Source organism: Pseudomonas sp. GM41(2012) (assembly GCF_000282315.2).
Classification (GTDB): Bacteria; Pseudomonadota; Gammaproteobacteria; order Pseudomonadales; family Pseudomonadaceae; genus Aquipseudomonas.
Map to the genome: position 1 here is coordinate 334,215 of NZ_AKJN02000011.1, position 12,221 is coordinate 346,435.

9 protein-coding genes and 1 pseudogene are annotated in these 12,221 nt (G+C 59.9%); 4 read left to right on the forward strand and 6 right to left on the reverse strand.

From position 1 onward, the window contains the following. Window positions 1–27: 27 nt before the first annotated feature. The 5 genes and pseudogenes from PMI27_RS32595 to PMI27_RS01390 all read right to left on the reverse strand — a co-directional run. Window positions 28–114 (reverse strand): annotated as a pseudogene (locus PMI27_RS32595) (hypothetical protein); the annotation flags it as partial. A gap of 590 nt (window positions 115–704) precedes the next feature. After that, window positions 705–2,516 carry a DAHL domain-containing protein gene (locus tag PMI27_RS01405; protein WP_008147865.1) on the reverse strand — a complete coding sequence of 604 codons (1,812 nt, stop codon included), beginning with the start codon at window positions 2,514–2,516 and terminating at the stop codon, window positions 705–707. Next, window positions 2,513–3,472: a cytochrome-c peroxidase gene (locus PMI27_RS01400; RefSeq protein WP_008147866.1), complete on the reverse strand. Its 960-nt coding sequence runs from the start codon at window positions 3,470–3,472 to the stop codon at window positions 2,513–2,515. The genes PMI27_RS01405 and PMI27_RS01400 overlap by 4 nt, the downstream gene beginning before the upstream one ends. Window positions 3,473–3,516: 44 nt before the next feature. Then, complete coding sequence (locus PMI27_RS01395) at window positions 3,517–5,406, reverse strand: putative bifunctional diguanylate cyclase/phosphodiesterase (RefSeq protein WP_008147867.1); 1,890 nt, start codon at window positions 5,404–5,406, stop codon at window positions 3,517–3,519. Further along, on the reverse strand, window positions 5,403–7,709 hold the full coding sequence (locus PMI27_RS01390; RefSeq protein WP_008147868.1) for a putative bifunctional diguanylate cyclase/phosphodiesterase: 2,307 nt from the start codon (window positions 7,707–7,709) through the stop codon (window positions 5,403–5,405). The genes PMI27_RS01395 and PMI27_RS01390 overlap by 4 nt, the downstream gene beginning before the upstream one ends. Window positions 7,710–7,967: 258 nt before the next feature. Here PMI27_RS01390 and PMI27_RS01385 point away from each other — a divergent pair, with 258 nt between their 5' ends. From PMI27_RS01385 to PMI27_RS01370, 4 genes are all read left to right on the forward strand, one after another. Further along, a complete protein-coding gene (locus PMI27_RS01385) occupies window positions 7,968–9,320 on the forward strand; it encodes an HD domain-containing phosphohydrolase (protein ID WP_008147869.1) in 1,353 nt (450 codons plus the stop codon). A 191-nt stretch (window positions 9,321–9,511) separates the two neighbouring features. After that, the gene (locus PMI27_RS01380; RefSeq protein WP_008155268.1) at window positions 9,512–9,946 is read left to right on the forward strand and encodes an NUDIX hydrolase; all 435 of its coding nucleotides are present in this window, start codon (window positions 9,512–9,514) and stop codon (window positions 9,944–9,946) included. A 26-nt stretch (window positions 9,947–9,972) separates the two neighbouring features. Then, complete coding sequence (locus PMI27_RS01375) at window positions 9,973–10,611, forward strand: LysE family translocator (RefSeq protein ID WP_008155266.1); 639 nt, start codon at window positions 9,973–9,975, stop codon at window positions 10,609–10,611. A gap of 2 nt (window positions 10,612–10,613) precedes the next feature. Continuing rightward, window positions 10,614–11,111 (forward strand): GNAT family N-acetyltransferase, encoded by a 498-nt coding sequence (locus PMI27_RS01370; protein ID WP_008155264.1) that lies wholly within the window; start codon window positions 10,614–10,616, stop codon window positions 11,109–11,111. A gap of 134 nt (window positions 11,112–11,245) precedes the next feature. Here the strand turns inward: PMI27_RS01370 and metR are convergent, their stop codons facing one another. Beyond that, complete coding sequence (metR, locus tag PMI27_RS01365; protein WP_008155262.1) at window positions 11,246–12,163, reverse strand: transcriptional regulator MetR; 918 nt, start codon at window positions 12,161–12,163, stop codon at window positions 11,246–11,248. Between the last annotated feature and the right edge of the window lie 58 nt (window positions 12,164–12,221).

The window sequence follows — 12,221 nt, forward strand, 5'->3', positions numbered from 1 at the left end:
GGTGCCGAGGTTGGAGGAAATGAAGCCGATGGGGTTGTTGATTTCATGGGCGACGCCGGCCGCGAGTTGCCCCAATGAAGCGAGTTTTTCCGATTGCACCAATTGGGTTTCCAGCTGTTTGCGCTCGTCGATTTCCCGCTGCAATTCGACGCTGGTTTCTGTGAGCTGCCGGGTTCGGCGTTCGACCATTTGCCCTAAATGGTCCATCTGCACGCTGGCCCGTTCGGTCATGTCCCATTTGGTCAACAGGGTGTTGGCCATCTGCTGGACTTCAATGTTGTCGAACGGTTTTTTCAGGATCAGCAGCCGGTCATGTGCGTTCAATCGATCGAGCAGTTCATCCCAGGAATAGTCGGAATAGGCGGTGCACACCACCACTTGCAGGCGCGGGTCGGCCTGCCACAAATGTTCGATGGTCTGCGCACCGTCCCAGCCCTCGGGCATGCGCATGTCGACGAAGGCCACAGCGTAGGGGTGGTTTTCCTGCAAGGCCCATTTGAGTTTGCCCAGGCCTTCCTGGCCGCCATAGGCCGAGTCGAGCTCGAACAGTGCACGAGTTGATTTCACTTCGCTGCCAAACAGCTCGGCCTCCATCTCGTCCAGTTCGACGGTCTGCTCCGGCATGGGCGTGAGAATCTTGCGGAAGTCCACGTGAATGGACGGGGTGTCATCGATCAGCAGAATGCGTCGGTTCGAAAGCTCGCTCATGCTTCCTCCTTGACGGTTTTCAGCGGGATCTGCAACGTGAACAGCGCGCCCTTGCCCGGTCCGTCGCTGTGGGCGGTGAGGTGGCCGTTCATTTCGATGGCGGCCAGGGCGCAGCTGTGCAGGCCGAAGCCGTGACCTTCCTTGCGGGTAGTAAACCCGTGGGAAAAGATGCGCGTCATGTTTTCCTCGGCGATGCCTTCGCCGTCGTCCTTGACGCTCACTTGCAGGATCTTGTCTTCGACGATTTTGACCCCCAGGGTCATTTGTCGTGGGCGATTGGTGAGGTCGGACATGGCGTATTTGGCGTTGCTGATCAGGTTGATCAGGATCAGCAACAATCGATGCTTGTCACCCATCACCTGCGGCACATCGCCGTACTCCTTGACCACCGTGACATGGTGTCGGGTCAGGGCGCCGGAGTTCATGCGCAGAGCGTCTTCCAGCAATTCGCTGATGTGCAGCGGTTCCATCAGGCTGTTGGCGCCCGCGTAGGACTGCTGGGTGGCGACGATGTCCTTGATGTGGTCCACGCTTTTGGTCAACTGGGCCAGTTCGTCGGTCATGCCTTGTTGTTCCAGGGCTATCGCGTCCACCAGTTGATTCAGGTAACCGGGTAGCAACTTGCCTTTCGGGTCCTCGGTCAGAAAGGTGCCGAGGTCACCTTGATGGTCGTTGATCAGCTGCATGGCCTTGCCCAGGCCCAGTGCCTTGCTGCCGCGCAGTTTGCGGGTCACCAGGTCGGCCGAAATGTTCACGCTGTTGAGCACGTTGCCGACGTTGTGCAGCACATTGGTGGCGATCTCGGCCATGCCGGCCTGGCGCGCGGTGTCGAGCAGTTCGCTCTGGGTATCCTTGAGTTCGCGGGTGCGCTCTTCAACCCGCAGTTCGAGGTCTTCATTGGCGGTTTGCAGGGCTATGTTGACGCGATTGATCACGTTGAAACTGCGCATCAGGTGAATCGCCAGGTACACCAGTAACAGCACCAACAGTACGGAAAACACCAGCATGTAGAAGTGATAACGCTGATCGACCGCGTCGGTCCGCTGCTGGTCGGTGTTCAGCAGGTTGGTAATGTCGTCCAGGCGTTCGGCCACGGGAACGGCTTCGATGTTTTCCAGTAACCGATTGACCACGGGTTGTTCGCGCAGAATCAGCGCGATGTGGTTGCTCATAATGTCGATCGGATTGTGGAACTGTTCAGGCAGACGCTGTTTGTTCACCCCCAGTTTGTTCAGCCCGAGCAGAATGTCGGCGGCCCTGTCATCGGAGGTGACCTGAGCGAACTCCAGGCTGCTGAGCAGCAAGTCATAGGTGTCGGTGGCGGCGTTCTGAAGTTGCAGTTGGTCCTCACCCACCAACCCGGACAGCTGTTCCTGAATGTCGTCCTCGGCGGTGGGCAGGAACGCCAGTGAGTTGCGCAGCACGGCGTTGTGAGACTTGAACTGCTCCACCAAACGGGTCTTTTCCTGAATGGCGCTCAGGTACGCATCATGGCTGGCGCGCCAGATGGGCGAGTCGTTGCGGCCGTGGTTCGACTCCATGGTGTCGAACCGCTCCCAAAGGTTCGTTATCTCGGTCAGTGGCGAGACCAACGGATCGTAGTTATGACTGATGGCGACCCTGGCCTTGAGGATCTCGGTTTCCCATTGTGCGTTCAGTTGCTTGATCCGGCCGATCAAGTCCCGGGATTCGGTGTAGGTCGTCGTCTGGTTCGAGCTGGATTTGAGGTACAGGAACAGCAGCACTGAAGCCAGCATCAGGGCCACGACGCCGAGCAACGCGAGGTTGCGGCGGTTAGATGTTTTCATAAGGGCTTGCCTCCCCATTCACCGGTCAGGGTCTTGAGGAATTTGATGATCAGCGTCTTGTCGTCGGCAGAGGGAATACGACCGAGCTGGAACTTGAACATCACATCCACCGCCTCTTCGAGGGTTTTGGCCGAACCATCGTGAAAGTACGGCGCGGTCACAGCGACGTTGCGCAGGCTCGGGACCTTGAATACGTTGCGGTCCTCTTCGTCTTTGGTGACCAGATAGCGGCCCAGGTCGGCTTCGGTGGGGTTGCCCCGAGTCTTGAAGTAGTCGCCCATGACCCCGAACTTCTGGAACATGTTGCCGCCGATGTTGACGCCCTGGTGGCAGGCGATGCAGCCGTAGTCCTTGAAGCGTTGGTAACCGTACTTCTCGTCAAGGCTGAGAATGTCGGTGTCGCCTTGCAGGTATTGGTCGAAACGCGAGTTGGCGCTGATCAGCGTGCGTTCATAGGTGGCCAGGGCATTCTGCACATTGTTCATGGTCACGCCGTCCGGGTAGGCGTTGGCGAACGAGGTCTGATAAGCCGGATCGGCGGTCAGCATCTGCACCACATGCTCCCAGTTACTGCCCATTTCACTGGGGCTTTGCACCACGCCGTGGATCTGGGTTTCCAGTGTGTCGGCGCGGCCGTTCCAGAATTGCCGGAAATTCAGGCTGGAGTTGAACACGCTGGGGGTGTTGATCGTTACTGGAACACCGTTGAACCCGAGGGAAAACGCCTTGTTGTCGGCACCGCCATTTTCCAGTCGATGGCAACCGGCGCAGGACAGTGAATTGTTGACCGACAAGCGTGTCTCGTTGAACAACTGGCGACCGAGCTCGATCCGCAGCGGATTTTGCTGGGGCACCGCCGGCAGTGGTTTGAGCGGTTCATCCAGCGGTGCGGCGCCAGCGTTCAGACAGAGCCCGAACAACGGCACCAATAGCAGGCGGTGAAAGGAAGGCGACATCTGATGATTCCTTGGCTTGGGGCCTGTGTGTCGTTGCGCATCGTTCACGTGGCTGCGGATGAAGAGGGCTTCACCGACCCCAGATACCGTACGAAGGCGTCCGGCGCCACGGCTTTGCTGAAGTAGTAACCTTGACCCTCTTCACATTGATGTGACTTGAGGAAGTCCAGTTGTTCGAGAGTTTCCACCCCTTCGGCAATGATGGTCAGCTTGAGGCTCCGGCCCAGGCTGATGATGGCGCTGACCAGCGCGGCGTCGTTGCTGTCGCGGCTTAAGCCGCGAATGAACGACTGGTCGATTTTCAGCACGTCGATGGGAAAACGCCGCAAGTAGCTCAGGCTGGAATAACCGGTACCGAAGTCATCGATGGCCAGTCGTACGCCCATCACCTTGAGCCGGGCCAGAGCGTTTACCGTGGTTTCGACGTTCTGCATCAACACGCCTTCGGTGATTTCCAGCTCCAGCAAGGCCGGTTCCAGACCTGTTTGTTTGAGGATCTGTTCGATGCCGTCGACAAAGTCTCGCTGACGGAAATCGATGGCCGACATGTTCACCGACATACAGATCTTCGGCAGCCCCGCGGCCTGCCAGGCGCAGGCTTGTCGGCACGCCTCGGCCAGCACCCATTTGCTCAACGGCACGATCAAGCCGCTGTCTTCGGCAATACTGATGAAGTCCGATGGGTAGACCAGACCATGCCCCGGTTTTTGCCAGCGAATCAACGCCTCGGCACCGACCACCTGGCCACTGACCAGGTCCAGTTTTGGCTGGTAATGCAGGACAAATTCGTTGCGCTCCAGCGCCAGGCGAATGCCGCTCTCGATGCTTTGCTGATCCCGGGCGCGCTGGTTCATCTCGTCGATGAAAAAACTGAAATCGTTCGGGCCGCTTTCCTTGACGTTGCGCATCGCGGTTTCGGCTTTCTTGATCAGCGCGATGGCATCGAAGCCGTCGTCCGGGTAAATGCTGATGCCCAGGCTCGCGGTCACGCTCAAGTCGTGGCCGGCAATGTGCTGGGGCGCGCGGATGGCGTTCAAGAGTTTTTCAGCGATGCCCTTGGTCTGCTGGGGATGGCGGACGTCGGCGAGGATCACCACGAATTCATCGGAACCGTAGCGAAACACCGAGTCGGACTCGCGCACCGTCGCCACCAGATTGCGCCCGACCTGTTTAAGCATTTCGTCACCGGCCGGATGGCCCAGGGCATTGTTGATGCGCTTGAAGCGATCGAGGCCCAGAAACATCACGGCCAGTTGTTTGTCATGGCGCCGGGACAGGGCCAGGGACTGGTTCAACCGGTCACCGAGCAACGTGCTGTTGGGCAGCTCGGTCAGTACGTCGTACTGCAACAGGTGCGACACCTTGAGCAGTTCGTGGACCCGCGCCTCGATGGTTTGCTCCAGGTTCAGGACCTTCATCGCCGCGTCCTGCGCCATCTGCCATTTCCAGGTCAGGGCACTGGCCATCTGGCGGATTTCCAGACTGTCGAAGGGTTTTTTCAGCACCAGCAACTGGTCGCCAAACTCCAGCCGTTCGGCCATGTCTTCCCAGGTGTAATCGGTAAAGGCCGTGCACAACGCGATTTGCAGGTGAGGATCGGCCTTCCACAGTTGTTCGATGGTTTCCAGGCCGTCCCAGCCCGGTGGCATGCGCATGTCGGTGAACGCCATGGCATAGGGGCGACCTTCGGCCAGTGCGTGCGTGACCAGTTCGAGGGCTTCCTGGCCCTGATAGGCCGAGTCGAGCTGGAACGTCAGCCGATCAAGCTGCACGGTGCCGAACAGGGCTTCTTCAGCACCGGCGAGGGTCTGTTCGCCGCCGGGCTCTTCACCTTCGATCTCGGCGCCAAGAATCTTGCGGAAATCCTCATGAATCGAGGGCGTGTCGTCGATGATCAGGATGCGCCGGTTAGTCCGCACGAAAGGCGTTTTCATCCTTTGTCCTCCGTGGAGCGTGGCGGGTTATCCCGGATCGGCCCGATGTCATGGTTCGGGGGCACGATGCTGCCGGCCTTCAGCAACTCGGCGGCCTGCTGGCTGCTGACCGCTTTGCTGAAGAAGTAACCCTGGGCATTCATCGGCGACCCGGTGGCCATCAGCGAGCTGCGCTGCTCATGGGTTTCGACACCCTCGGCAATGATGCCGATCCCGACGTCACGGGCGAAGTTGATGATGGCGCGCAAGGTGTTGGCGCTGGCCGGATCGCGGGCGGCGGTGTCGATGAAGGCCTGAGCGAGTTTCAGGTGATTGACCTGGTAGGTCTTGAGGTAGTCGAACGAAGAGTACTCGGTGCCGAAGTCGTCGATGGCGATCTTCACCCCCAGCTCGCGCAGGCGCGGCAGCACATCGTTGTGGGTCCATTTGGTCTGGGCCAGCGTCGCTTCGGTGACGTCGAAGCGCAGGTCCCAAGGGCAGAGTTCCCAGCGCGCGGTGGTGCGCAGCACGTCATAGATCAGTTCGGGACCACTTTTAAGTTGCGCCAGGGACAGCTTGATCGCAATCACCGGCGGCGCCATGCCTTCGTCGCGCCATTGACGCATTTGCTGGCAGGCGCGATCCAGCACCCAGTGACCGAGCGCAACGATGGTGCCGGTCTTTTCCGCCGCGGGCAGGAACGCCGGGGCTTCCAGTAAACCGCGCTCAGGGTGGTTCCAGCTGACCTGAGCTTCCATGCCGAGGATTTTGCCGCTGCTCAGGTCCACTTCCGGCCAGTAATGCAGTTCGAGTTCCTGGTGTTCGATGGCCGTTCTCAGGTCGCTGGCGATGGTCATGCGTTCGACCACCTCCTGATTGATCTCCTCGGAATGGAAGTGGTACTGGTTGCGGCCCTGTTCCTTGGAGCGATACAGCGCCATGTCGGCCTGGGTGAGCAGACCGTCGGCGCTGGTGCTTTCCGAGGTGCAGCTGCTGATGCCGATACTCACCGAGACCCGCACATCATTGCCGGCCAGGGAATAGGGCAGTACCAACGTATCGCGGATCTTGGCAGCCAGGGCTGCGGATTGGGTCGGGTCGCCGACGTCCAGTTGCAAGATTGCGAACTCGTCACCGCCGAGGCGGGCCACCACATCGTTTTCGCGCACACAGTCCTTGATCCGGCGGGCAACCTCTTGCAGCAACAGGTCGCCCACGGGATGGCCAAGGGTATCGTTGATGCGTTTGAAGTGATCCAGGTCCAGGTAAAACATGGCGAACTGTGCCGCCCCCCGACGCGCAGAGGCGAATGCCTGGTGCAACCGCTCAATCAGCGTCGCCCGGTTGGCCAGCCCGGTCAGCCCGTCGGTGCGGGCCAGCAGGGCGATTTTCTCTTCGGCCAGTTTACGTTCGGTGATGTCGATGATGATGCCTTCGACTTCCAGCAAACGGCCTTCATCGTCGCGCACCGGGATGTAGCGGTTTTCGACCCAGCGCCAGGCTCCTTCGCCAGTGCGCATCCGGAACTCGATGGAAGCGCCTGCCGCATGACGGTCCAGCACCCGGGCCATGGCGGTGTCGACCTTGGTTTGATCATCGGGATGGATCAGTTCCTGAGCCCAGTTGGCCGAGGCGACCAGTTTCGCCGCGACATGACCGTATTTGGTGATGTTGTGCGAGATGTACATCAACGGAAACGACGGTTCGCCGCGCAACCGATACAGAATGGTCGGGCTGTTCTGCACGATGATATTGGCGTCGGACAGCTCTCGGGTGCGTTCTTCGACCGCCTGTTCGAGCAGCGACATCTTCAGCTCTGCGTCTTCGGTCATTTGCCACTTGGCCGTCAATGCGCTGGCCATCTGGCGGATTTCGATGGCATCGAAGGGTTTTTTCAGAATCAGCAGGCGATCACCCAGCTCCAGGCGTTCGTCGATGTCTTCCCAGGAATAGTCGGAATAAGCGGTGCAAAGCGCCACTTGCAGCTTGGGATCGACCTGCCACAGCCGTTCGATGGTTTCCAGCCCGTCCCAGCCCGGCGGCATGCGCATGTCGATGAAGGCCATCGCGTAGGGCATGTCGTTGGCCAGCGCCGTCTCGACCTTGTCCAGAGCTTCGAGGCCCTGAAACGCCGAGTCGAGCACGAAGCTCTGCAGCGATAGCGCCGCAGGGGTGCCGAACAGGGCATTTTCGGCGCTGATCAGGCTGTCGTCATCGATCGATGGCGGACTGAGGATCTTGGCGAAGTCCGCATGAATCGAGGCCGTGTCGTCGACGACAAGAATCCGTCGGTTGGTCCGCGCCAGCAGCGTATTTATCGACATACGCCAGTACCGGCGGCAGCTTGATGCGGTTTTCGCATAGGGGGCTTCCTTTCCCTGATCACCTGGCCGAACGTACAGATTTGGATCCGAGTCAGCTCAGCATAGTCGCCTGTCCAGCACTTCGCGCAACTCAATGAGCGGAATCATTTCCGTTGGCGGGCTGAAAATCATCTAGCCTGTAGGTCAGGCTCCGGCAATAGGGGATGTTTGCCTCGGGGCCTGCCACAACGATATGCCCGTTTCACTTGAGGTGACGCCATGGAAGAGCAACTCCCCACGACTTTGAACGATAAATCCAAGGTGCTGCTGGTCGATGACGAGGAGTCAATCCTCAACAGCCTGCGTCGCCTGTTACGCGGCCAGCCCTACGAGTTGCTGCTGGCCACCAGCGGTGCCCAGGCGCTGGAGATCATGGAGCAACACTCCATTGACCTGGTGATGACCGACGCACGCATGCCCAATATGGACGGCGCCACGCTGCTGGCGCGCATCCATCAGCTTTACCCGACGACCACGCGGATTCTGCTCACCGGCTACGCGGACATGCCGACGATCATCAAAGCGATCAACGACGGGAAGATTCACCGCTACATCAGCAAACCCTGGAACGATGAGGAAATGCTCCTGACCTTGCGCCAGGCCTTGGCTCATCAACACTCCGAGCGCGAACGCCAGCGCCTGGAGCAGTTGACCCGGCTGCAGAACGACCAGTTGAAGTCGCTCAACATCACCTTGGAAAAACATGTCGCCGCCCGCACTGCCGAACTCCAGCAGACCGCCGACATGCTCGACCTGGCCTACGAAGAACTCAAGCACAGCTATGTCACCGGCACCGAGGTGTTCTCGCTGCTGGCCAACCTGCGCCTGCCGCCGGCCAAACAAACCAACCGCCAGATCATCGAACTGGTGCGGGTGTACTGCAAACTCCATGGCCTGGACGAGGGCACCAGTCGCGACCTGACCATGGCCGCGGCGCTCTACAACATTGGCAAACTGAGCTGGACCGACAGCATGATGACCGCGCCCGCGGACCTGCTGCACCACAGCGATCGGGAGCGCTATCGCGGTTATCCCAAGCAGAGCGAATCGCTGTTGATGACGCTCGATCCGATGAAGGACGCCGCCCGTCTGATTCTTCATCACCAGGAGCGCTGGGATGGCAGCGGCTTCCCCGACCGGCTCAAGGGCGAGGCGATTCCGTTCGGTTCGCGGCTGTTGAAACTGGCGGTGGATTTCATCGAATTGCAGCGTGGGCTGATCCTCGAGCGGCAGATGAACAGCGATGAAGCACTGGTCTACATCCGCAGCTATGCCGGGCGACTCTACGATCCCGAGTTGGTAGAGGATTTCATTCAGGTTTGTGCCGCGTACCTGAGCGATGTCTCGTTGGCGGATCCGTCGGTCAAGGTGCTGACCACACGGGAAGTGACGGCGGGCATGATCCTGGCGCGCAACCTCAATGCCGACAACGGCATGCTGCTGCTCAATGCCGGCAAGGTGTTGAATGGGCCATTGGTGGAGAAGTTGATCGCCTTCGAAGCCATGGAAGGCGCGAAATACAGCATTTTCGTGAAGGTGCCGGAAGACGTTGCGGTTCTCGAGGCCAGTTAGTTTTCCCAGACTCTACACAATCCCCCTGTGGGAGCGAGCCTGCTCGCGATAGCGGTGTGTCAGTCAATACCGCCATCGCGAGCAGGCTCACTCCCACAGTGGGCAGTGGTGCTTTGAAGATGTTTTTCGGGGTGACGAAGCGGCAGCGGCCATGTGATCCTTGCGCCTTTTTCCAAGGACGATCCTGATCCATGACGCTGTCATCCGCTGCTTCAGCCCGCCTCATCCGCATCGCCGCTGCCCTGTTGATCGGCCCGGACGGCCGCACGCTGTTGGTCCGCAAGCGCGGCACCGAAGCGTTCATGCAGCCGGGGGGCAAGATCGAAGCCCATGAGCAACCGGTCCAGGCGCTGGCCCGTGAACTGGAAGAAGAGTTGGGGCTGGTCATCGATCCGGCACACGCCACGTATCTCGGGCAATTCTCGGCCCCGGCCGCCAATGAGCCGGGTTTTACCGTCCAGGCCGAACTCTTTCAGCTGACCATCGATTCAGACGTATCGCCTGCGGCGGAGATCGAAGAGGTGCGCTGGATCGACCCGACCACTGACGGCAATGTCACGCTGGCGCCATTGACACGGGACCTGATCCTGCCGTTTTATCGTGCCTCGTTAACCGCGATCGCTTGATCATTTCTGGACTAAAGGACTTGCCCATGATCCCGCTTCAAGACTTGCTGATTTTCGCCGCTGCCGCGTTGCTGATGGTGCTGACGCCGGGGCCGAACATGATTTACCTGATCTCCCGTTCGATCTGCCAGGGCCGCAAGGCCGGTGTGACCTCGTTGCTCGGTGTGGTCGCCGGGTTTTTCGTGCACCTGTTCGCGGCCGCTGCCGGTTTGACCGCGGTGTTTCTGGCGGTGCCGATGGCCTACGAAGTGCTGAAGTGGGCTGGTGCGCTGTACCTGATGTGGTTGGCCTGGCAAGCCGTCAAACCGGGGGCGCGTTCACCGTTCGAGGCGCAGCAGTTGCCGCCGGACTCGTCGCGCAAACTGATCACCATGGGCTTTCTGACCAGCGCCCTGAACCCGAAGATCGCCGTGTTTTATTTGTCGGTGTTCCCGCAGTTCATTACGCCTGAGCATGGCTCGGTGTTCACTCAAAGCATCACGCTGGGGCTGACTCAGATCGGCGTCAGTTTCAGCGTCAATCTGCTGATCGCACTGTTCGCCGCGGGCATCGCCTCCTGGTTCGTCAACAACCCGTCCTGGCTGGCAATGCAGCGCTATTTCATGGGGTTCGTGCTGTCGGCGCTGGCGGTGCGACTGATGCTGGAACAACGACGGATGGCTTGAACATGTGGATTGAACGGCTTGATGCCAGTCATGCCCTGGATTATCGGGCGCTGATGCTCGAAGCCTATGACCTGCATCCCCAGGCGTTTACCTCCAGCGTGCGCGAACGCGCCGTGATGCCGCTGAGTTGGTGGGAATCACGCCTGAGCAACAAGCTGGACGTGGTGTTCGGCGCGTTCGAAGGCGGTGAGTTGGCGGGCATCGTCGGCCTGGCCTTCGAGCCTCGGGAAAAGGCCCGGCACAAGGCGACATTGTTTGGCATGTACGTGTCCGGCAAGGTCCGGCAACGCGGGGTCGGTTATCACCTGGTGCAGGCTGCCCTGGCTGAAGCGCAGGACCATAAAGGTCTGAGGCTGATTCAGCTGACCGTCACTGCTGGTAATGAGGCCGCGTTCAAGTTGTACCAGCGTTGCGGCTTCATCCAGTTTGGCCTGGAACCGCTGGCGGTACGGGTGGGCGAGGACTACTTCGACAAAATCCACATGTGGCGTGAACTCTGAGTCCACCGCAATCCCCTGTAGGAGCATGGCTTGCCCGCGATGAACGATAACGCGGTCTGTCTGAATGACCCCGCCGCGCCCATCGCGGGCAAGTCGGATCGCCGCACCGCTTGCTCCTACAGGTTTGTGGTGTACTAGCGAACGGCGCTGACGCCATCGAGTGTCGAGAACGATGTGTCCTTGGCCGTCAGCAGGAAGTCGCGCATGTACGGCGCGTCCAGCATGTCGGCGCGAATCCCGGCGTACAGCGTCGCAAACAAACCTTTCTCGCCCAGCCGCTTGGCCTTCACATAACCCCGTGAGCTGTATTCATGCAGCGCCCAATGGGGCATGCCGCACACGCCGCGACCGCTGGCCACCAATTGCATCATCATCACCGTCAGTTCCGACGTGCGCACCTGAGCCGGTTCGATATCGGCCGGTTCGAGGAAACGGGTGAAGATGTCCAGACGATCACGCTCCACCGGGTAGGTGATCAGCGTTTCGGTGAGCAAATCCTCAGGGACGATGTAGGCCTTGCTCGCCAAACGGTGCTGATTGGCGACCGCGAGCATCGCTTCATAGGTGAACAACGGCACGTAAGTGATCCCGGCCAGTTCCAGCGGGTCGGAGGTCACCACCAAATCCAGATCGCCACGGGCCAGCGCAGGCAGCGGGGCGAATGAGAACCCTGAGGCCAGGTCCAGTTCGACTTCCGGCCAGGCATCGCGGAACTGGTCGATGGTCGGCATCAGCCACTGAAAGCAACTGTGACACTCGATCGCCATGTGCAAACGCCCGGCAGTGCCACCGGCCAGCCGCGCGATATCGCGCTCGGCGCCGCGCAGCAACGGCAGAGTGGCGTCGGCCAGTTGCAGCAGTCGCAAACCGGCGCTGGTGAAGCGCACCGGTTTGGTCTTGCGCACGAACAACGGCATGCCCATGCGCTCTTCCAGTTCCTTGAACTGGTGGGACAGGGCCGACTGCGTCAGGTGCAAGCGGTCGGCCGCATCCACCAGGCTATCGGCTTCGCGCAAGGCATGCAGGGTCTTCAGGTGACGGATTTCAAGCACCGGTGGCTCCATGAGGAAAACTTGTGATCAACACGAAAAGGTTGAGTTTGTCTCATGT

Excerpts from the sequence above, each read along its gene's own strand:
- PMI27_RS01405 (WP_008147865.1), bottom strand. The coding sequence starts at position 2,516 with ATGAAAACATCTAACCGCCGCAACCTCGCGTTGCTCGGCGTCGTGGCC.
- PMI27_RS01400 (WP_008147866.1), bottom strand. The coding sequence starts at position 3,472 with ATGTCGCCTTCCTTTCACCGCCTGCTATTGGTGCCGTTGTTCGGGCTC.
- PMI27_RS01395 (WP_008147867.1), bottom strand. The coding sequence starts at position 5,406 with ATGAAAACGCCTTTCGTGCGGACTAACCGGCGCATCCTGATCATCGAC.
- PMI27_RS01390 (WP_008147868.1), bottom strand. The coding sequence starts at position 7,709 with ATGTCGATAAATACGCTGCTGGCGCGGACCAACCGACGGATTCTTGTC.
- PMI27_RS01385 (WP_008147869.1), top strand. The coding sequence starts at position 7,968 with ATGGAAGAGCAACTCCCCACGACTTTGAACGATAAATCCAAGGTGCTG.
- PMI27_RS01380 (WP_008155268.1), top strand. The coding sequence starts at position 9,512 with ATGACGCTGTCATCCGCTGCTTCAGCCCGCCTCATCCGCATCGCCGCT.
- PMI27_RS01375 (WP_008155266.1), top strand. The coding sequence starts at position 9,973 with ATGATCCCGCTTCAAGACTTGCTGATTTTCGCCGCTGCCGCGTTGCTG.
- PMI27_RS01370 (WP_008155264.1), top strand. The coding sequence starts at position 10,614 with ATGTGGATTGAACGGCTTGATGCCAGTCATGCCCTGGATTATCGGGCG.